Source organism: Marivirga atlantica, from assembly GCF_016734805.1.
Lineage (GTDB): Bacteria > Bacteroidota > Bacteroidia > Cytophagales > Cyclobacteriaceae > Marivirga > Marivirga atlantica.
This window is the reverse complement of the sequence record NZ_JAERQG010000001.1, coordinates 669,158-689,817: the sequence shown is the minus strand read 5'-3', so window position 1 is coordinate 689,817 and position 20,660 is coordinate 669,158. Positions and strand designations below refer to the sequence as shown.

18 protein-coding genes are annotated in these 20,660 nt (G+C 36.1%); 9 read left to right on the top strand and 9 right to left on the bottom strand.

Translation table 11 applies throughout. From position 1 onward, the window contains the following. Nucleotides 1–60: 60 nt before the first annotated feature. Nucleotides 61–1,014, bottom strand: a complete 954-nt coding sequence (locus JKP34_RS03065) for a hypothetical protein (RefSeq protein ID WP_201917593.1) — start codon at nt 1,012–1,014, stop codon at nt 61–63. A 33-nt stretch (nt 1,015–1,047) separates the two neighbouring features. Here JKP34_RS03065 and JKP34_RS03060 point away from each other — a divergent pair, with 33 nt between their 5' ends. The 6 genes from JKP34_RS03060 to JKP34_RS03035 all read left to right on the top strand — a co-directional run bounded on the left by JKP34_RS03060 (nt 1,048) and on the right by JKP34_RS03035 (nt 6,145). Continuing rightward, nucleotides 1,048–1,371 (top strand): 2Fe-2S iron-sulfur cluster-binding protein, encoded by a 324-nt coding sequence (locus JKP34_RS03060; protein ID WP_201917591.1) that lies wholly within the window; start codon nt 1,048–1,050, stop codon nt 1,369–1,371. Nucleotides 1,372–1,375: 4 nt separating this feature from the next. Then, nucleotides 1,376–1,957 (top strand): thymidine kinase, encoded by a 582-nt coding sequence (locus JKP34_RS03055; protein WP_201917588.1) that lies wholly within the window; start codon nt 1,376–1,378, stop codon nt 1,955–1,957. 33 nt (nt 1,958–1,990) lie between these two features. After that, complete coding sequence (locus tag JKP34_RS03050; protein ID WP_201917586.1) at nt 1,991–4,159, top strand: PorZ beta-propeller-like domain-containing protein; 2,169 nt, start codon at nt 1,991–1,993, stop codon at nt 4,157–4,159. Beyond that, a complete protein-coding gene (gene recO / locus JKP34_RS03045) occupies nt 4,159–4,848 on the top strand; it encodes a DNA repair protein RecO (RefSeq protein ID WP_201917584.1) in 690 nt (229 codons plus the stop codon). The genes JKP34_RS03050 and recO overlap by 1 nt, the downstream gene beginning before the upstream one ends. A gap of 79 nt (nt 4,849–4,927) precedes the next feature. Next, nucleotides 4,928–5,638, top strand: a complete 711-nt coding sequence (locus JKP34_RS03040) for a hypothetical protein (protein WP_201917582.1) — start codon at nt 4,928–4,930, stop codon at nt 5,636–5,638. 114 nt (nt 5,639–5,752) lie between these two features. Beyond that, complete coding sequence (locus JKP34_RS03035) at nt 5,753–6,145, top strand: lysozyme inhibitor LprI family protein (protein ID WP_201917580.1); 393 nt, start codon at nt 5,753–5,755, stop codon at nt 6,143–6,145. A 25-nt stretch (nt 6,146–6,170) separates the two neighbouring features. Here the strand turns inward: JKP34_RS03035 and JKP34_RS03030 are convergent, their stop codons facing one another. From JKP34_RS03030 to mazG, 5 genes are all read right to left on the bottom strand, one after another. Then, complete coding sequence (locus JKP34_RS03030; protein ID WP_201917578.1) at nt 6,171–9,080, bottom strand: TonB-dependent receptor; 2,910 nt, start codon at nt 9,078–9,080, stop codon at nt 6,171–6,173. A 164-nt stretch (nt 9,081–9,244) separates the two neighbouring features. Continuing rightward, nucleotides 9,245–11,074, bottom strand: a complete 1,830-nt coding sequence (locus JKP34_RS03025) for an autotransporter outer membrane beta-barrel domain-containing protein (protein WP_201917576.1) — start codon at nt 11,072–11,074, stop codon at nt 9,245–9,247. A gap of 184 nt (nt 11,075–11,258) precedes the next feature. After that, nucleotides 11,259–12,242, bottom strand: a complete 984-nt coding sequence (locus JKP34_RS03020; protein WP_201917574.1) for an AAA family ATPase — start codon at nt 12,240–12,242, stop codon at nt 11,259–11,261. A 41-nt stretch (nt 12,243–12,283) separates the two neighbouring features. Next, nucleotides 12,284–12,817: an adenine phosphoribosyltransferase gene (locus JKP34_RS03015; protein WP_201917572.1), complete on the bottom strand. Its 534-nt coding sequence runs from the start codon at nt 12,815–12,817 to the stop codon at nt 12,284–12,286. A 27-nt stretch (nt 12,818–12,844) separates the two neighbouring features. Next, entirely contained in the window at nt 12,845–13,645 is an 801-nt protein-coding gene (gene mazG / locus JKP34_RS03010) for a nucleoside triphosphate pyrophosphohydrolase (RefSeq protein ID WP_201917570.1), read from the bottom strand. A 157-nt stretch (nt 13,646–13,802) separates the two neighbouring features. Between mazG and JKP34_RS03005 the strand changes: the two genes are divergently transcribed. Next, entirely contained in the window at nt 13,803–14,024 is a 222-nt protein-coding gene (locus tag JKP34_RS03005; protein ID WP_201917567.1) for a hypothetical protein, read from the top strand. Here the strand turns inward: JKP34_RS03005 and JKP34_RS03000 are convergent. Next, the gene (locus JKP34_RS03000; protein ID WP_201917565.1) at nt 14,021–14,965 is read right to left on the bottom strand and encodes an ATP-binding protein; all 945 of its coding nucleotides are present in this window, start codon (nt 14,963–14,965) and stop codon (nt 14,021–14,023) included. The genes JKP34_RS03005 and JKP34_RS03000 overlap by 4 nt on opposite strands. 267 nt (nt 14,966–15,232) lie before the next feature. Here JKP34_RS03000 and glmM point away from each other — a divergent pair, with 267 nt between their 5' ends. Both glmM and JKP34_RS02990 read left to right on the top strand, forming a co-directional pair. Next, on the top strand, nt 15,233–16,624 hold the full coding sequence (gene glmM / locus JKP34_RS02995) for a phosphoglucosamine mutase (protein WP_201917563.1): 1,392 nt from the start codon (nt 15,233–15,235) through the stop codon (nt 16,622–16,624). Further along, on the top strand, nt 16,625–17,770 hold the full coding sequence (locus tag JKP34_RS02990) for a cysteine desulfurase family protein (RefSeq protein ID WP_201917561.1): 1,146 nt from the start codon (nt 16,625–16,627) through the stop codon (nt 17,768–17,770). It begins immediately after the preceding gene. A gap of 14 nt (nt 17,771–17,784) precedes the next feature. Here JKP34_RS02990 and JKP34_RS02985 read toward each other — a convergent pair whose 3' ends face one another. Together JKP34_RS02985 and JKP34_RS02980 are read right to left on the bottom strand one after the other, a co-directional pair. Beyond that, nucleotides 17,785–18,699, bottom strand: a complete 915-nt coding sequence (locus JKP34_RS02985) for a universal stress protein (RefSeq protein ID WP_201917559.1) — start codon at nt 18,697–18,699, stop codon at nt 17,785–17,787. Between the two features lie 10 nt (nt 18,700–18,709). Continuing rightward, entirely contained in the window at nt 18,710–20,521 is a 1,812-nt protein-coding gene (locus JKP34_RS02980) for a M1 family metallopeptidase (RefSeq protein ID WP_236664869.1), read from the bottom strand. Between the last annotated feature and the right edge of the window lie 139 nt (nt 20,522–20,660).

Sequence of the window (20,660 nt, the reverse complement as noted above, 5' to 3'; positions counted from 1 at the left end):
CTAGCTTCTAGCTTCTAGCGATAAATCGCAATCGTGGAAAAAGATTCACAAGAAGAAATTCTATTTGAATTTTCTCTCCACCAATTCCATGAATTCCTGCACTTCCTCTGATTCTAAATCCCAGTCGTAGCTCTCTATGTAGTTTTTGTTAATGAACTGTGAGGCATCATCATGTGAATCGAAGTCATCTATTTGCTCAACCGCTTGCTGAAATTTCTGCTGGTTACCTTCGAAAAGTTCATTCACAAACATGAAGCGCTGATTTAGGGTCAACTGCTTTTTTAAGCTCTTATGTTTTTGTTTGCCCAACTTATCCCCTAAGGTACTTGGCTGCTTTTGCTGAAACTGCTCGTTAATTTGGGCTTTTTCAGCTTCTTCAATTTCAGAATACACTTCCTTTGAATTAAGAGGCACCACTTTTGAGAACGTGGCAAGGTATTGTTGAATATCCTCTGGCTCATCATTTGTGTTGGCACAAACATCGTTGAAAATAGCAAAGGCTTCATCATTGAAAGCTACTTCTATTCTCTCCTTCTCAAATTGCCTGATCAGCCCATCAAGCAAAAAATCATTCACTTTAATGTACTTACTTAAATCATGCAAATCAGCCAGGCGCAGTCTGCTATCATCTCTTTGGTTAATTTCTTTAGAGAAGAAATCGTAAGGTGAAAAAACAAGCAAAATGGTATCTCTTACCGATTCTCTCAAAAGTGGCTCAAAATGTTCTTTTTTAATATGTATATGTTTTGAGAGGGCATTCATGAAAGCTTTCATGGCCTTCTTCACTTCATCATTTTGATAATTAAAGTAAGGGCTTTGGAGTTTAGCGTTCTCCTTTTTCCATTTTCTGAAGAGGTTTTTAAGAACTATCAGGTTTATCTGATTGAACTCACATAGAGATAAAATCTGTTGTCCGTTTATATGTGAATGTTCATTAAAAAATGATTGAGTAACCTTTTTAGCAAAAGCCTTACTATATGCGTCTATGGCTTGATGATTTAATTTGCTCTCCATCGTTTAATTTACTTTTTTTGTAAAGATATACTTATGCCAACTATTACCATCACTAACCTTTATAATCGTGAAATATTTAGTGAAGACACAGAAAAATCTGTGCTACAACTCATACACGAAAATGAAATAGATTGGATGCATGCATGCGGAGGGAAAGGCCGATGCACATCCTGCAAAATGATAGTAGAGGAAGGGATGGAGCAAATGTCAGAAATATCATCACCCGAGAAGAGATATAGAAATCAAGGCAGACTCAGAACAAATGAAAGATTGTGCTGCCAGACTACTATCAAAGGAGATATAAAAATTCGGGTAGCCAAAGTAAATAAGTTTCCACATATAGATTATTCCAATTAATTAAATGTTTGTTGAACCGCACATAGGTAGAAGTGAAGATCATGCAGGTAAGGGGTGGATTGAAGTAGTTTGCGGTTCCATGTTTAGCGGTAAAACTGAAGAGTTGATCAGACGGCTAAACCGTGCTTTAATAGCGAAGCAGAAGGTGGAAATTTTTAAACCTAAACTTGATACGCGCTATGACAAAACTCAGGTGGTATCGCACAACCAAAATAGTATACGGTCAACACCCGTAGATTTTTCTGAAGATATTCTTTTACTGGCTGCTACTTCAGAGGTAGTAGGAATTGATGAAGCTCAATTTTTTGATGAAGAATTAGTGACAGTAGCCAATAAGTTAGCCAATAATGGCAAAAGAGTAATTATTGCAGGTCTCGACATGGACTTTAGTGGTAAAGCTTTTGGGCCCATGCCTGAACTAATAGCAATTGCCGAATATGTAACTAAAGTTCACGCTATTTGTGCCCGATGTGGTGGTATAGCAACTTATTCTTTTCGCCTTTCCACCAGTAAAAGTAAAGTGCTTTTAGGTGAAAAAGATAAATATGAACCACGTTGCAGAAGATGTTTCCTAAGTGGACAATAAAAAGTACATTCTCCTATTTATATTAGAAAACCCATGTTAAGAGTTTACAGTGGCCTTATAATCTTAAACCTTCTACTATGCACTAATTCTTTAAGTGCTCAGAACATCCCGATAGGTAATTGGAGAAGCCATGTAGACTATAGCAATGCAAAATCAATTACCGTATTCGATCATAAAATTTTCTGCATGACGGACAACGGATTATTTTATTATGATCCGGAAGATGAAAGTATCAATACACTCCAGGTACAAGATGGTCTTTCCGATATTAACCCAACAGATATTTTTACCCATGAACCAACAGATCAACTCTTTATAAGCTACAAAAGTGGAATAGTAGATGTCATTGATAAGGATTTCAATATATTATCATTTACTGATATTGCTAATTCAGACATAATAGAAAGTAAAGCCATAAATTCTATTAGTGCTGACACGGACAATATTTACCTATCTGCCGACTTCGGAGTAGTCATTTTAGATGCCAAAAGTTTACAGATAAATGATTCTTATATCAATTTATCCCGCACAGGGGAGCCACTTGCAATTAATCAGTTGTCCATAGTTAATGACTTATTATACTTGGCTACACCTGAGGGCCTGCTAATTGGTGAATCCAGGAACGATACAAACCTAAAGGATTTCAGGAATTGGTCGAGAACAAATGTTGACTCTACCACTAAACTGATTAAGACCGCATTTTTTGATGAACAACTATTCACTTTAACAGAACAAGGCGAAGTCTATACTTTCGTGAATGGAACGTGGTCACGTATTAATAGTATACCAAATAACATTACTAATATTTATTTTGATGATGCAAGTCTGAAAGCATCTGAACAAAATCAAGTTTATGGCTATAGTTCAGGATCATTTGAACCAGAGCTAGCATTCAGTGTGGCTGGCACAGTTAATAACAGTCTTACAGTTTCCTCACAAAAATATGTAGCTCATAGTACCCACAGCCTTGCAAAAGTATCAGGTAGTAGTCTTCAAAGCCTTAAACCTAACGGACCTGTAGGAACTACTGAAAGCATATACCAACTTGAGAATTACACTATACATTTCAGCACGAATGCCATAGGTTTTTCCTATTTCTTTAACGGCAGATGGTCATACGTTTTTGAAGATGCTGATGGTCAACAACTGCCTTATTTCAAAGATGTAAGTATTGATTTAATTAATGAAACTGGCCTTTTCCTCTCAGAGGAAGAAGGCTTATATATTTGGGATACAGAGCAAATAACCGCTGTTTCTGTTGAGGATACTGTTGATGTCTGGCATTTTACTGCAACTGATAACTTAGGTTCACCCTGGGCACTTTGTGAAAAAGATGGTGTCTATAATCTTTACAATCTATCTTCAAGTGAATTGATTTCTACAGGTTTAGGGACGAACAAAACGGTAAAAGAATATTTAATTGTACCAAATGGTGATCATTACTTGGCCACAAATGAAGGAATTGTAGCATTTAATGTTGAAAATGAAGTTAGCAGAATACTCACAGAAACTTCTGGAAATGGCAACCTTTCATCAAACAGAATAAACACTTTTGAATTAGGATTGGATGGTAAATTATGGATTGGAACAGCTGATGGTGTTTGTTATTTTACTAATTATTTTGGAGTATTTGAAAACACCAATGTGGATGCCGTTAGACCAATTTTTGATGGGTTCTTTCTATTTGATTATACAGCAATAAACGCCATTGCAATAGATGGTGGTAACAGACTATGGGTTGGCAATAGAGATGGTTTATGGCTGTTTGACAAAGACATAGAAGAAAACCTTTTACACTTTACAGAGGAAAACAGTCCACTTGCCAATGAAACTGTAGAACAAATAAGGATAAACCCTTTTAATGGGGAAGCTTTTATAAAAAGTGGAGATCAGTTGATTTCATACAGAACAGCTTCAAGTAGAGCAAATAGCACTCATTCAGATGTTAAGGTATTTCCTAATCCGGTTTATCTGAACCAGCATGATCAGGTAAGCATCAATGGATTAGTTTTTAACAATGAAATCATGATTACTGATTTAGCGGGAAATCTGGTTTATAAGGGGGCGGCAAATGGAGGTACTTTTAATTGGAATCTGCAAAATTATAGTGGATTCATCACCAAACCAGGGATTTATCTGGTGTTTTCTGTAGACACTTTCGGGGAAGAAACTTACCAGACCAAATTTGTTGTTAGCAACTAATGCTTCATAAAACCAAAGCCATTGTTTTAAACCATATTAAGTACGGTGAAACCTCCATCATCGTGAATATGTATACTGAGGCTTTTGGTATTCAATCATATATTGAGAATGGCGTTAGAAAGGCTAAAGCCAGAAATAAAATAGCTTTATTCCAGCCACTTACTTTGCTTGATTTGGTGGTTTATAAGAAAAGCAATGCTTCATTAAACCGCATCTCTGAAATAAAGTGTAATCAACCCTATCAGCAGATTCCTTATGAAATTATTAAATCAACTATAGGTATTTTTCTGGCCGAAGTACTTTCAAGCATCTTGAGAGAAGAGGAAGAATCAAATCCCAGACTATTTAGTTTTTTGGAGAGCTCATTAATTAGTTTTGATCAACAACAATCGGCCTATCAGAATTTCCATCTGTCGCTACTGCTTCAATTATCTAGCTATTTGGGCTTCTATCCTTCTGGAGCAGAAGAAGTTTTAGAAGAGCTAAGACCATTTCAAACATTCAGGCTAGATGCTCTTCAAGAGAAGAAATTTAACCAACTACTTACCGAGGATAACGGAGGTGAATTAAAACTAACTGGTGAAGAAAGAAGCTTATTTTTAAAGATTATTCTCAACTTTTACCAACTCCATAGCCACTCGATAAAAGAAGTGAAATCACTCAAAGTATTAAGAGAAGTTTTGCACTAATTAATCAAAAGTTAATATTAGATATAGAGATTAGCGCTTAAAGTATATCTATATTACCGTGTAACTAAACTATAAAATTATGAAACTTAGAAGCACCCTATTATTGGCCCTTACAATTATTGTTTTTTCTTGTTCATACCAAGAGGATTATCAAACTCCCGATATTGAGGATCAAACAGACCAAAAATCAATTGTCATTGAGAATATTGATGAGAATGGTATCACATACTCCATTAATTCTCATAGTTTGGATGATCTTTATAACAAAAGAATTAGTTATGGTGGCCAAGAATATATGATCCTAAAGAAGAATATATCAGGTGATAAAGGCTTTACCGAAATAAACGAACGTAAAGAAAATCAAGTAATTATTGTCAGCGACTTTCCTCAGTATGGTGATATATTCGTTTCCGCAAATGTCCGTGAATATGTTGGAGGAACTTTTAACTCTAACGGTAGCTACAGTTGTCTTTATCCGAGTTGTAGCTCTGTGGGAGGTAAATACAAACAATACATAGGAAATCCATCATCTTCACTTTTAGCGTCTGTGGATTATCAAGGAGAATCTAAATCAAATAATTACTATTGTGCTGCTATTATTGAAAGATATATAGGTTCTTCAATCACATATGAACCAGGTAATTGGCAACGTGTAGATGCAAAATTCACAGCTAGCAAACCTAGTCAATCAACTAACTGTCCAAGTTTCGCTGATCCCATTGGTAAGAGCACAAGTAGATGGATAAATGGCTACAAATATACTTCTGTCTTTGTGGGTTGTGACGACTAATTAATAAATAGCTCAACAACATATGAGGCTCTTTTTAAACAAAGAGCCTTTTTTATGAAGTTGATAAAACCATTAGTAATAGTTTACATTAGATTTTCTAATTTTAAAGAAAAAATGAAACTAAGAATCTTCCTTTTCTTGCCAATCGTTATTATGGCTTCTTGTAATAAAAGCAATACTAGATATGCTGATAGCTGTGAAGAATTTAATGCCATCGATCTTCAATTACTAAATACTATTGAAAGTATTAGTGAAAAGTATAAAAGTGAGAAGCTGTTTCTACAGCATTTTAAGAATTCGCAAATTTATTGGATTCAATATAGAGACAGGCAGGTAAGAGCTCTTTACCCACTTAAAAAAGAAAATTATTCGAAACAATATGGCGAAAGCTATGGGCTATGCAAATGCAAAGAACTTACTAAGCTTTCAAAAATACGGCTTAAAGAATTGGAGCGCTGGTTAAGTGAACCGAATAAAACAGAAAAGTGTCCTAATTCAATAATGTAAAAAAAGGGAGTCAAGCTCCCTTCTTTTAAAATGAATACCCGAACCCTACACCAAAGGAAGTTCCAGGATCTCTTCGATTAAAATATTGATCAGAAGATTCATAGGCTTTATAAAACTCTTCACGAACATCCCCTAATATATTATTTACGCTTACGTTTAGAGAGAATTGTTCATTAGCACCAAATCTTTTATTCAAATTAAAATTAACACTATGAAATGGTTCCGTATAAACATCTGGAAATAGTGATCCGCCAACTACTACTAAGGTAGGACCCTGTACATTGTAGAAGATACCCGCATCAAAACTTTTGTCAATGTCGTCATAAATAATACCTGCATTTATAACGTAAGGTGCCTGGCCAGCCATTGGTCTGGTTTCATCAATATTTTCACCAGGCTTTTCATAATCGAGTCTAGATTGATATTCTGTTTCAGACATTTGTAGTAAGGATTTAGTGTAAGTGTAATTACCATTAACGCTAAAATTCTCTAATCCTGGACTTATAAAACCTAAAGATTTTCTAAATTCAATTTCAGCACCGTAAGCTCTTGAGTCACCTAAATTCCGAACTTGATACTCATTACTCGTCAACTGCGTTCTTATCCTCACCAACTCAATTGGATCACTAAAACCTTTATAAAACACACTCGCTGAAATTAATTCATCTCTATCTAAGAATAACTCCCATCGTAAATCAATGTTATCTACTAATGTAGAACGTAGATTACCATCCCACTCACCTTCGTAAACAAATAATCCACCATTAAATATTCTATTACTAATAGGGTCAATAATTTGTGCAAAAGATAATTCCTTAAAAGAAGGCCTAGCAATTGTTTTAAAGTATGAGAACCTTAAATTTTGTCTTTCGGTTAGATTTAAAATTGTATTAAGTGAAGGAAAAAGATTTAGGTTGTCCAATACTTTTTCATCCTCTAGATTCTTCCCTTCTTCAACATTTCCTTGAGCGAAGTTGGTATCTCTACCTGTATGTCTTTGAACATAATTTTCAGCTCTCAGTCCAGCTACCACTTTTAACGTAGAGATAGGATTAAATTCAAAAGATGTGTAACCTGCTATATTATCAACAGTAGAATTATATGCATTTGAGTTTGGCTTTGTATTAATCGTATTTAAAAAGCCATTACCGTCATTTGGATAAAGATTTTCGTCTGCTAATATTTCATTAGGGTCACCAGACCAATCTGGCTGACCTCCAAAGAACTGTAAAGTATAACCCAATATTTCAAAATCTCTTTCTTTATATACGTAACTACCTCCAAACTTAAGTTTTGAATTATCATTAAATAGCTCAAAGCTATGTGTAACATCAACCTTACCTACAACATTTATTTCATCTAGGTATCTCCATATTCTATATGGTAAACCAGCTTGACCAGCAGCCAAGGTTGGTTCTCCTTGATCTAATGAGAAAGCAGCCTTTCTAAAATCAGGATCTTGAATGTTAGAAAAAGTGGGTGATACTTTCCAATCAATTGTCCACGCATTGTCTGATGAATGATGCTCGCCATTTAACAAATAATTAGTTAAGCTTCTTTCTGAATAGGCAATATTATCAGAAGTAGCACCAAAACCAGATTTACCTTGAGCCAAATCTTCTGGATCGTCATTTATTGCAAATTGTGCCGCTGTAGATTCACCATTTTGTAAATGCATAGCAGTAAACCTGTACTTAGAATTAGGAGTCTTAAGAGCTAAACCAGCGAGTCCGCCTAAGAGTATATTTTTTGAAGCTTGTTGACCAGTCTGTACATTTGCAGTAATCAGTTCTGTTCTTTCTTCACTACCGCCTGGTTTTTGATATTCACCATATATTATGTCGTCATAAAAAGTAGTAGTACTTTTATAACTACCAGAAAAAATATAGCCAATTTTGTAATCATTCGGTAAAACAAATTGATTTCCTGAAGTTAAACCAAAGTTATAATCCATAAAACTTGTAGCTTGGGAAGCTCCTAAGGTTTGGTCAAAAGAATTGTTGTAATCAAAAACTTCCTCATTTGAAAAGTCAGGACTAGTAGGAGCTGGATACTCTTGGCCAATCGACCTTGCCAAATCTGGATTTGGTAAATCACGACTACCATTATCAAAGCCCAACCAATCAGTACTGCTACCTTCGTAGTCTAAATAATTGTCATTGAAATGCATACTAGGATTAAAACTTACTCCTAATGAAACATCTAGTATTTTTTCTTCAGGAAAGTCTTTTGTTTCAATATTAACTACTCCTCCGGTAAAATCAGCAGGCATTTCCGCCACGGCCGATTTAAGCACCACCATGTTATCAATCAAGTTAGTAGGAAAAATATCTATTTGTAAACTATTCCTGTCAGGATCTAAACCAGGAATATCTACACCATTTAGCATTGTTTTAGTATATCGATCACCTAACCCTCGTACATAAACGTACTTTCCACCTTCTACAGAAACACCAGTCACTCTTTTTACTGCCTCACCAGCATCTGAATCTCCAATTTTCCTAAAACTAGCTGATGATATTCCATCCATTAAATTTGTGGATTTTCTTTTCACAGTTAGTAAAGCTGCCTCAGTTGTTCTTATCGCCTTTGCCGTTACAACAACTTCACCAAGCTGAGCAACATCTTCCTTCATTGAAATATTATCAATGATATTTACTCCTCCTTCTTTTACTTCAACTCCTTCTATAGTAATCTTTTGATATGTTACAAAAGATATTTGTAAAGTATAAGTTCCCGGCTCAACATTGATTTGAAACTTGCCGTCAAAATCTGTAACTGCGCCAGTTGTCGTTCCAGCAATAACTGCATTTACGCCAAATAATGGTTCCCCATTAGCGGCATCTGTAACAGTTCCTCTTATTGTACCTTTTTGTGCAAATGCATTTAGCGATACTCCAAAAAACAGAATAATAACTTGTAAAAGTATTTTCATCACTTAAAATTTTTATTCCTGCAAAAATCCGATAAAAATAGGCAAATGAATACCATTTCTAATTAATGAAATATTAAATACACAGCTTCGTCTTAACATTTAGATAATAAAAAAGGCTTACCAAATTATGGCAAGCCCTTCATTAAAGAAATTACTTTTTATTCTTATAATCCGATAGAGGATAAAGCATCTGACTGTGAAGCCCATGTCCAAGCAAAACCTGCAGCATCAGGACCTACTGTATTCGCATTTAAAGCAACCTCAGTAGTAGCAGCATCAGGAACACCTTCGAATACTTCGGCATAAGGTCTGCCGTTTGTTGGCATTGTATATTGGAAACCAGTAGAAGTTCCAGACATATCTCCTCCGAATGATTCGAAAGGAATAAATCTTTGGTCACCAGCTTCTTCAGGATCTTCATCTACAATGAATCCATAAGAATTAGACCATCCGTAGAAATAAATATCAGTTAATACCGCGTTTGTTGATCCATCCCAATCAACCAAGTGGTCAATATCATCTCCAGCATAAACAATACCGTTAGTGAAAGAATGGAAGCTTCTTTTAGCCACACCACCTTCAGGTCCATCTAGCTCAAATGCACTACCATCAGGAGTAACGATAATAAAATTCTCGCAAGTTCCAATCCAATCTTGATCAGTGTCAAGACCATCATCGCCTGCATTCCAGATTAGAGCATTAGTAACATCAACGTTACCACCAAACCACTCGATTCCATCATCCTGGTTTGCAACAACTTCAACATTCTCAATAACAGTTCCAGAACCAACACCACCTAAAGTGATACCATTAATTTCATTACCAGAACCGATCAATGTTCCACCATGTCTTACAGAAACATATTTGATTACACCAGAGTTATCTGCTGGATCAGTTCCACCGTATAGTCCGTTAGGGTCAGTAGTTGGGATACCTTCTATTTGAGCAGGAATAGATGAAGCAGCAATAGGAGCATTACCTAAAACTATTAAACCACCCCATAATCCATTTACATCTGGCTCCAAGTTTGGTGATTCGATTTGACCTGAAACAATATTATCAGCAACAGAAGTGAAGATTATTGGGCTTTCAGCAGTACCTTCAGCCATTAATTTACCACCTCTTGCAACAATTAAAACAGTAGAGTTTGCACCTGCACCAGCTTGTCCTTTAATAACAGTTCCTGGCTGAATTGTGAGTGTTGCTCCATCTTCAACTGCTATTCTACCTCCTAGTTCGTAAGTGGTTGCAGAATACCATGTTACATCTGAAGTAACGTTTGATTCAATTACTCTTGAAGTATTAACAGTAAGCGTATGAGTGAATGTAGTAGTAGTACCATTACCATCTTCCAAGGTAAAAACTAATGAATGTCCACCATCGGTCAAATCACCAGTTGCATAAGCTATATCAGCCGTTCCTTCAGAACCACTTGTATCATCTATAGTAGCAGCTAAATCAATAGCAGCTCCACCATCTACAGATAAAGTGAAAGCCCCAAAACCATCAGCAAATGTTAAATCCACTCCTGATACCGCAAGCTCTTGTCCAGCATCAACTGTAGCTGAAGCAGGAATGCCTGCGATCGCAGGAATAGCATCATCTGCTGCTACTTTATTAACTACTGCAGTTGCTGTAACTGTTTGGTCTTGACCATCAACTACAGTTAAAACCACAGTACCCGCACCTGCTTCTGCATTCGCAGTGTAAGTAACCTCAATGGTACCATCTGTTGCTTCCGCAGTACCATCTGTTGTAATTTCAGTTGCACCTCCAACTTGAGTAACTGATGAACTTTTGAACCCAGCCTCAGCATTATAAGTAAAAGATAGAACAATAGCTTCTTCTACTGTAACTGACTGTACTCCTGGAGCAGTAGCTGTCGGAGCAGCAAAGTCCGGCTCAGTGTTTCCGTCTCCATTGTCATCATCACATGCAGTGAACCCTACTGCTAGTGCTGATAAAAACATTGCGTATTTTGCAAATTTTTTCATAAGTAAATAATTGTTTAAAATCGTTTTGCTTGTTTAATGGCTCAAAGGTGGCTATTTAATGTTACCTGAGTTTGTCAACCTTTTTAGCAAATTGTTACGAATTGTTACACCTTATTAATTTTCTGTTAAATAAAAATGGCCTGCCAACCGGCAAGCCATTCTATGTGTCGTATTTACTTATGCATCACGCAATAGGTATCTTCTTAAGAATCTTCTGAATAATATCTTTGGTAGTAACACCATCAGCGGCTGCTTCATAATTAAGCAATATTCTGTGGTTCATTACATCATAAGCCACTTCCTTAATATCTTCTGGTAATACATAATCTCTTCCAGCCATGAAAGCCACCGCCTTCGATGCCAGGTTCAAGTTGATACTGGCACGTGGTGAAACACCATATTGAATATACTCTGCTTCTTCAATCAAATTATAGTCTTTAGGGTTTCTGGTGGCATAAACTAACTCGATAATATAGCGCTCTAGTGAATCGGACATTTCTACCTGGTTAATGGCATCTCGGATTTCAAAAATATCTTCCTTGCTTAATAAAGTATTAACCTCCTTATTAAAAGACATATTAGACATTCTGCGCATTACCTCAAGCTCCTGTTCTTTAGTAGGATAATCCACAGTTACTTTTAGCATGAATCTATCTACCTGAGCTTCTGGCAGTGGGTAGGTTCCTTCCTGATCAACTGGGTTTTGAGTAGCCAGTACTAAGAATGGTCTGTCAAGGCTGAAGGATGTTTCACCAATAGTTACCTGCTTTTCCTGCATAGCCTCAAGCAGAGCAGCCTGTACCTTTGCGGGAGAACGGTTTACCTCATCCGCTAAAACAAGATTGGAAAAAATAGGTCCTTTTTTAACTTCAAAATTCCCTTCCTTCTGGTTATAGATCATAGTACCAATCAAATCAGAAGGCATTAGATCTGGAGTAAACTGTATTCTTTGAAAATCAAGGTGTAGCACATTGGCCAGCGTATTAACTGTTAATGTTTTAGCCAAGCCTGGCACACCTTCTAATAATATATGTCCGTTTGTAAAAAGGCCAATAAGTAACCTGTTCACCATGTATTCCTGGCCAACTACTACTTTACTTACCTCGCTCATTACTTCTGTTACCTTTTGCTGTAAGGCTGATTTTGAATCAATATTTGTTTCTTCCATAATTAGCTTATGTAATTACTCTCTGATGTTTAAACTTCAATTTAATATGTTATAATGCTATGGATAGCCTCATTATTATCCAAGCCTATGTTTTCTTTGCCATTCAAGAATCCTAACTCAATTAAAAAAGTATAGTTGCATACTTTGCCTCCTATTTGCTTTACCAGCTCAGCAGCTGCCATTGCCGTTCCACCTGTAGCAAGTAAATCATCATGAATCATTACTTTTTGTCCAGGCTTTAAGGCATCTTCATGAATCTCAACTGTAGCACTCCCATACTCCAAATCATAGCTGTGAGCTATTGTTTTATAGGGAAGCTTGCCTTGCTTACGAACCGGTACGAATGGAACACCCATTTTTTCAGCTATCAGCAAGCCAAATAAAAAGCCTCTTGATTCAACACCAACAACTACATCAATATTATCTTGCTTTCCTTTTTCAACAAACCAGTCAACAACTTCCGTTACCAATTTTGAATTTGATAAAATAGGGGTGATGTCCTTAAAGACAATTCCCGGCTTAGGGAAGTCAGGAATATCACGAATTACATCTTTTATTTTGTCTGATAAAGTCATCTAGCTATTCTATAAAGTTAAATCTGCTTATAATTTCTTTGCGGCATTCCAATATTCATCCATCTCTGTCAGCGTCATATCTGATAGTGATTTACCATCTCTTTTTGAAGCTGATTCAAGGTATTGAAAACGCTTGATAAATTTCTTGTTGGTCTTTTCTAAAGCTTCTTCCGGATTAATTTTTATAAACCGAGCGTAATTTATCAAGCTAAACAATAAATCACCAAATTCTTCTGTGGCTTTCTCTTTATTTCCTTCGGCTTCTTCATGTTTAAACTCAGCTAATTCCTCACTAACCTTATCCCACACTTGTTCTTTATTGTCCCAATCAAACCTTACGCCTCTGGCCTTTTCTTGAATGCGCTGTGATTTAATCAAAGCTGGTAATGAAGTCGGAACACCTCCTAAAACAGATTTATTACCTTTTTCCTTTAGCTTAAGTTTTTCCCAATTCTCAAGAACAGTTTTTTCATTGTCCGCCTCCACATCTCCGTATATATGCGGATGTCTGTGTATGAGTTTGTCAGATATCCCATTTAATACATCTGCCATATCAAATGCTTTTTGTTCATCGGCCATGCGCGAATAAAATACCATATGCAGCATTAAATCACCTAATTCCTTTTTTACTTCTTCCAAATTACCTTCAAGTATCGCATCTGATAATTCATAGGTCTCCTCAATTGTCAAATGTCTGATACTTTCGATAGTCTGTTTTTTATCCCAAGGGCATAGATTTCTCAACTGATCCATTATAGTTAATAACCGATCAAAAGCATCAAGTTTGTTTGCTCTGTTTGGGTCAGGATATTTTTCTACTTCTTTCATGGAGAATCTGTTAGATGAACAATTATGCGAATGTCCGAAAATTCTGGAAATAAGACATCATTATCGAAACTTAGCAAAGATAGTAGGTGTTAAACAAGCAGATTACTAAATTTGCAACATCTTAAAAGTGCCTAAACGCACGTATTAAATATTTAAAATGGAAGTTTTTTTAATAACAATCGGTTTTATAGCCCTATTTTTCATACTAATGTCAGTTCGTTTGATTTTCTTGAAGAACGGAGAATTTAAAGGAACATGCGCCTCGCAAAATCCTTATCTGAATAAAGAGGGTGAAGCATGTGGCTTTTGCGGTAGACAACCTGGAGAAGCCTGTGCAAATCCGGATAATGAGGTAGACAAAGTAATGAGTAAATTCTAATTTCCTTCAGAAAGAATTTCGTTCATTTCTGTAATTATTTCATTTAACTCTTGAGCTGAAAAGTCCATTTTGGCTATCAGCTCTTTTATTTCCTCTTGATCAGTTGTGTGCTTGGTAAGGTTTAAAAGACCTATAATTCTTGCCAGGGGGCCTCTTACTTTATGGGCATTCAAATGAGCGTATTCTATTATCTGCTTGTTTTTAGTTCTTATTTCGGCTGATCGCTCAATCACCAATTTTTCCAGATTCTTGTTTAGGTCATCCAATTGCTCGGATTTAGTCAATAATTCTTCATTGGTATTCTTAAGTTCCTGATTAACTAACTTCAGTTTTGTTGCATAGCGGATGTTAACATTATTAAACCACAGTACTACAGAGCTTAAGAAAACACTTAAAAAAATTGGTGGTATTTTATAGTCTGTGAAGTTTGCCAACTCATTTTCAAAACCATACTGAACCGGATTGTAATAGAGTAATATGCGGTCGATAAAGATTGTAAGGAACAGGTAAGCAAGAAAAAGTATCACACAGAGTACTCTCTCCCTTTTATAATGAAATAATATAAACGGAAAGGAAGTCATAATTGCGGTTCCGTAGTGAAACCAAAGCAATTGCCCTGGAAAAAAATCTTTAACCATCACTGGAATAATAATAATCGCAAAACCAGGCGAAATTATTAAAACAGATTTTGCAAGGGCATGAAAACCAAGCTTGTTAAATAACGGAACTGACAAAAGCGCTATTATTAAAATAAGCCTCCGGTGCCCTGCCAGATAATTATGGACGATAAAGTAATCATTTATCAAAATAATAAAGCTAAAAACAACAATTGAAAGACTTATAGCATTTGTTAAAAACACTTTCCTTCTTTGCTCTGCATCAATGGCAGCATTAACTCCTGAAGAAAAAAGTGGCGATATGTATATTTTTAGCTTGTCCAATGAGCTAGATCACAAATACTATGTTCAGATTGTTCTACAAACTTAGAGTGCTAAATCCTTTTTTCTTAGTACAATTTCTCAAAATATTTATTTTCAATCAGTTATAAAGTGTTGTTCATCGAAATGTTAGGTTCAAACGATTATTAAGTCATGCAAGTTAGTGTCAACCATACACCGGAATAATATATAAGATGTATATACTATTGCACTTAAAAATTACCTCATCAGTCAATTTTTAGTACCTTTGCTGCTTTCAATTAAAAACACATGACCTTAATAAAATCGATATCAGGTATTAGAGGAACAATTGGTGGAAAGCCAGGTGATGCCCTTACGCCTGTAGATGTAGTAAAATTTGCAGGTGCTTATGCTGCATGGTTAAGAACCAAGTCCGACAATAAAAAAGTTGTTATTGGAAGAGACGCTCGTCCATCAGGAGAAATGGTTTCGAAATTGGTATCAGCCACATTACAAGGGATGGGATTCAATGTAATAGATGTAGGACTTTCAACCACTCCTACTGTAGAAATAGCCGTGCCAATTGAAAAAGCAGCTGGCGGGATTATATTAACTGCGAGCCACAATCCTGTGCAATGGAATGCATTAAAATTACTTAATGACAAAGGAGAGTTTATTTCAGGAGAAGACGGACAAGAGCTTTTAGAGCTTGCCGAAAGTGGTAATTATGAGTTTGCTGAAGTAAAGAAAATAGGCAAGTACACAACACACGATCACTATATTCAGAAACACATTGATATGGTACTTGAATTACCTTTGGTTGATGTTCAAGCCATCCGTGAAAAGAAATTTAAGGTTGTGGTTGATGCCGTTAATAGTACAGGAGGCATTGCCATCCCTAAATTATTAAAGGCTTTAGGTGTTGATGAAGTTAGAGAATTATACTGTTTCCCTGATGGTAATTTCCCTCATAACCCAGAGCCTCTTCCTGAAAATATCACACAGATTTCGAGTGAATTAGCCAATGGCAATTATGATTTAGGTATTGTGGTAGACCCTGATGTTGACAGACTAGCATTGGTTTCGGAAGATGGAACTCCATTTGGTGAGGAATATACGCTTGTAGCAGTTGCCAACTATATTTTAAGCCAGAATCCTGGTAATACTGTTTCCAACCTATCAAGTACCAGAGCATTAAGAGATGTAACTGAGAAACATGGAGGTACCTATCATGCTTCTGCAGTTGGGGAAGTTAATGTGGTAACAAAAATGAAAGAGGTAAATGCGATAATTGGTGGTGAAGGCAATGGCGGTGTAATTTACCCTGGCATCCATTACGGGAGAGATGCTTTAGCCGGAGTTGCCATATTCTTAACTCATTTGGCAAAAAGTGGTAAATCTTGTTCGCAATTGAGGGGTAGTTATCCTAATTACCATATTTCAAAAAACAAGATTGAACTTACGAAAGGAATTGATGTTGACGGAATCTTAAAGGCTATTCAGGAAAGATATAAGAATCAACCAATCAATACAGTGGATGGTGTTAAAGTGGAGTTTGATAAAGAGTGGGTTCACTTAAGAAAATCTAATACAGAACCTATCATCCGAATTTATTCGGAATCTGATTCTGAGTCGAAAGCTGAGCATCTGGCTCAAAAAATGATATCTGATATAAAAGAAATAATAAGCGAGCAGAAGTAAATGGAGAGAATATATTTAGATAATGCGGCTACAACCAAAATAGATCCTGAAGTACTAGAGGCGATGCAGCCGTATATGTATGAATATTTTGGCAACCCATCATCTATACATGGGCATGGGAGAGAAGTGCGTTCGGCTATAGAAAAATCAAGAAAAACAATAGCCGATTTGTTAAATACTTCTCCTTCGGAAATATTCTTTACATCAGGAGGAACTGAGGCTGACAATACCGCTCTGTATTGCAGTATTCATCAAAAGAATATAAAGAAGGTGCTAACTTCTCGTGTTGAGCATCATGCTGTACTTCACCCTTTACAACACCTTGAAAAAACAGGTAAAATTCAGTTGAATTATGCCGAATTAAATGATAAAGGTGAAGTTGAAATGAGTTTCTTGAAGCAATGGTTAGAAGATAATCCTGAAAGCCTTGTTTCTTTAATGCATGCCAATAATGAAATAGGAAACCTGCTTGACATTGAGGAAGTTTCCTGGCTGTGTAAGCAACACAAAGCTGTTTTCCATTCTGATACAGTGCAAACAATGGGGCACTATGTACACAATTTGCAAGAGATAAAAGCTCAACATATTGTGGGGTCTGCCCATAAATTTCATGGTCCAAAAGGTGTTGGCTTTCTATACATTAATGGAGATCATAAAATTCATCCTTTTATGCACGGTGGTGCTCAGGAAAGAAATATGCGTGGAGGAACTGAGAATGTTTATGGCATTATTGGTTTAGCCAAAGCTATGGAAATTGCCTACAGAGACATGGAGGCGCATAGAAACCATATTGAAGGTTTAAAAGAGCGCATGATCAAAGGTTTAAGTAAGGCAATTGATGGAGTTCAATTCAATGGCCAGTCTGGAGATACGGACAAAAGCCTTTACACTGTTTTAAATGTAAGGCTTCCTGAAAATGACATGAGTGAAATGCTACTTTTTAACCTTGATATAAAAGGTATTTCTGCAAGTGGCGGTTCAGCCTGCAGCAGCGGAACCAACGTTGGCTCTCATGTAATTGCTGAATTAAACATACAAGAGAACAGGCCTAACGTTCGTTTCAGCTTTAGTAAATACAATACTGTTGAAGATATTGATGCAGCTATCACGGCAGTAGTAGAAATGTACTCAGTAAAGCAAGATTAATTATAAAAGCTCTTTTAAATATTTAGAAGGGCTTTTAAAAATCCCATATTCTCTTTCTTTTCTTTCACAATTAAAAGTGGGATAGAGGTATCAAAATCAATTACTTTAGTCGCTACACTACCAAGTAACATTGAAGCTAGGCCAGTTCTTCCTTTTGATCCCATGATTATAAGGTTTGCACCATTCTTTTCTGCATAATCGAAGATTTTGTCTGAAGGCCTTTTGTCATCATCAAGTATATGCTCACATGGAGGTACCTCTTCAAAATCAAACTGCTTAATAAACTTTTGGTAGTCTTCCTCTGAGTGCTGCTTCATTATATCAGCAAATTCATCATAAGATTTACCTGTTTTATGGTAGCCTGAAGGCACAGTAAATACATGAACAAATTCTATGTGAGCCTCAGTATTTTTCGAAATATTAATGGCCTGTTCCACAACCAATTTTGAATGCTTAGAGTAATCAATAGGCACAACCAATTTGCCTACATCGAACTTAGCATCATCCGGAACTAGCATTACCGAAGAGTGTGCCAGATTTGCCATTTTTTTTGATAAAGCCCCAGAGCCCTTTAAAGATTTCTTCCTACCCATCACAATAAGGTCAGCATCCTTATTATCAATTGCTCTTACCAACTTCTCAAATGAATTACCTTCCTTTACTTCAACATCCACTGCACAATGATCTCCAACTGTCCAATATTTGTCTATTTGTTCCTTAATTATCGCTTCCAGTGATTCATCGGTAGGCGCTAATAAATCAGGGTATTTTTCCTTTATCTCAGAAGGGATGTCGAAATCTTCAGCTATATGATAAAAATACGTCTTATCAGCCTTCACCTTCTTGGCCAGCTCTGAAGTATATCTCAGAAGGACCTCATCCATTTCAGTTAAATCAAGGGCAACAATTATTCTTTTTAATTTATACATGTAGCTAAAATTATTTCTGTGGTTGATAACCTAATAAATTGTCTATAGAATTATACGAAACATAGTGATAATTTGATCTCGCCTGCTCGTATATTCTTAATATATAATCCTTATTAATGTTTTCACTTTCTAACAAGGTCTGATATAGAGGCATTAAGAATTTTCTTCTGCCCGTATTAATTAGAAAGCGTTCAAGCTCAGGATAAATAGGTTTATAATTATGCTTTATACCTAAAAGCATCCATTCCGTTTTTATTTCTGAATTTCCTGAAGTTGTAAAATTCTTTTTAGCATCCAACAACCTCATTTCATCAACGCCAATGCTATCGGGCATTTCATGTAAAAAGTGAAGCCATTCATGCGTGCTCCATGCTGAATCTGGCAGTAAGTCGTTATCTTTTTGAACTAACCATTTCTCTAAAGTGCTCTCAACATTTTTAAACAAACCAGATTCAATTTGAGGCATATCATCGGGCAAACCTACACCATACACCCAATCATCAAATAAGTTGTCAGGCTCCTCAATATTATTTTTAGCGAAAAGATACTGCTGGGTGTAAGTAATAAATCCCTCGGTTGTCATTGTTTGAAAAGCATTCTCATCAAAATAATTGGCTAAAAACTGATCAAAATGCTCTCTACCTGCCAACTCCTCTAATCTTTTTAGAAAGAAATAGCCTTTATCATAAGCAATAGAAGTTAAGCCTTCGTCAGGATTTCTTCCCTTTAAGTTCAGTTTAAGTTTAGTATCTTCTTCCTTTCCGTCAGCCATCATCTCTTTTACCTCTTGCTCCAGCTCACGTTTTGATATCAGAGCAAGCATATTGGCATATTCCTTTCCATAAATAGCTTCCATTATTCGGTATTCGAAGTACACAGTAAAACCTTCATTTAACCAGAAATCATCCCAGGTAGCATTCGTAACCAAATTACCCGACCAACTGTGCGCCAACTCATGAGCAATAAGGGATGTCAAAGATTTATCTCCTGCTAGAATCGTAGGTGTAGCAAATGTCAACATCGGGTTTTCCATGCCTCCAAAAGGAAAGCTTGGGGGAAGCATAAGCACATCAAACCTGCCCCACTTATATTTGCCATATAGTTTACTTGCTGCTGCTACCATTTTATCCAGATCTTCTAATTCATTCTTAGCTTTCTCCATGGTAGGAGGCTCGGCATATACACCGCAAATGCTGTCATACTTATGAAAATCTAAATCACCAACAGACAATGCCATCAAATAAGCAGGTATTTTGTAAGGCATGTTAAAACTGTAAACTCCAGTAGTGTCAATAGCCTGAGGATTTTCAGCACTCATTAGTGCCAAAAAGCCTTCCGGCACTTTAACCTGTGCTTCGTAAGTAAATTTTATTGAAGGGGAATCCTGAATGGGAATCCAAGATCTGCATAGTATTGCTTGCGATTGAGTAAACAAAAACGGCTTACCACTAGCTGTTTGCTTTTCATTTAACCATTGTAGGGCTTCAGCATTTGGAGAGGTTTCATATTCAATTTTAATAGTTTTTGTTGTGGTATCTAAAGGTATATGAAGTGCCTGACCCAAGATCTCATCCTTTCCTTTTAATGAATAAGACTTTATTTCTATGCTATCATTTACGTAGACTGCTTTTATTTCTAAATCCTTGGTGTCAAAAATAATTTCTTTGGCAGAAGGGGACTTTTCAATTTGATAAGTAGCCGTACTTTTTAATACTTTCTCATCAAAACTAACCTCCATATTGAGCCTTAAATGTTTTATTCTTGCCTCATTTGGCTTTGCATATGAATGATGATCCTTCGACTGCAGATGTATTTTATTCATGTGTTGGATTGAATCTGTCTCATTATTAGTGCAAGCATTTAGTAGGACAAGCACAAAAAACTGGAATATTAATAGCGTGTTTTTCACGATTAGGTTTCTTTTTCTACTTTTTAGATCGGTAAAATAAATTTAAAATCTT

Excerpts from the sequence above, each read along its gene's own strand:
- JKP34_RS03040 (WP_201917582.1), top strand. The coding sequence starts at position 4,928 with ATGAAACTTAGAAGCACCCTATTATTGGCCCTTACAATTATTGTTTTT.
- recO (WP_201917584.1), top strand. The coding sequence starts at position 4,159 with ATGCTTCATAAAACCAAAGCCATTGTTTTAAACCATATTAAGTACGGT.
- JKP34_RS03050 (WP_201917586.1), top strand. The coding sequence starts at position 1,991 with ATGTTAAGAGTTTACAGTGGCCTTATAATCTTAAACCTTCTACTATGC.
- JKP34_RS03065 (WP_201917593.1), bottom strand. The coding sequence starts at position 1,014 with ATGGAGAGCAAATTAAATCATCAAGCCATAGACGCATATAGTAAGGCT.
- mazG (WP_201917570.1), bottom strand. The coding sequence starts at position 13,645 with ATGAAAGAAGTAGAAAAATATCCTGACCCAAACAGAGCAAACAAACTT.
- JKP34_RS03015 (WP_201917572.1), bottom strand. The coding sequence starts at position 12,817 with ATGACTTTATCAGACAAAATAAAAGATGTAATTCGTGATATTCCTGAC.
- JKP34_RS03035 (WP_201917580.1), top strand. The coding sequence starts at position 5,753 with ATGAAACTAAGAATCTTCCTTTTCTTGCCAATCGTTATTATGGCTTCT.
- JKP34_RS02985 (WP_201917559.1), bottom strand. The coding sequence starts at position 18,699 with ATGTATAAATTAAAAAGAATAATTGTTGCCCTTGATTTAACTGAAATG.
- JKP34_RS02990 (WP_201917561.1), top strand. The coding sequence starts at position 16,625 with ATGGAGAGAATATATTTAGATAATGCGGCTACAACCAAAATAGATCCT.
- JKP34_RS03060 (WP_201917591.1), top strand. The coding sequence starts at position 1,048 with ATGCCAACTATTACCATCACTAACCTTTATAATCGTGAAATATTTAGT.
- JKP34_RS03005 (WP_201917567.1), top strand. The coding sequence starts at position 13,803 with ATGGAAGTTTTTTTAATAACAATCGGTTTTATAGCCCTATTTTTCATA.
- glmM (WP_201917563.1), top strand. The coding sequence starts at position 15,233 with ATGACCTTAATAAAATCGATATCAGGTATTAGAGGAACAATTGGTGGA.
- JKP34_RS02980 (WP_236664869.1), bottom strand. The coding sequence starts at position 20,521 with ATGAATAAAATACATCTGCAGTCGAAGGATCATCATTCATATGCAAAG.
- JKP34_RS03030 (WP_201917578.1), bottom strand. The coding sequence starts at position 9,080 with ATGAAAATACTTTTACAAGTTATTATTCTGTTTTTTGGAGTATCGCTA.
- JKP34_RS03055 (WP_201917588.1), top strand. The coding sequence starts at position 1,376 with ATGTTTGTTGAACCGCACATAGGTAGAAGTGAAGATCATGCAGGTAAG.
- JKP34_RS03020 (WP_201917574.1), bottom strand. The coding sequence starts at position 12,242 with ATGGAAGAAACAAATATTGATTCAAAATCAGCCTTACAGCAAAAGGTA.
- JKP34_RS03025 (WP_201917576.1), bottom strand. The coding sequence starts at position 11,074 with ATGAAAAAATTTGCAAAATACGCAATGTTTTTATCAGCACTAGCAGTA.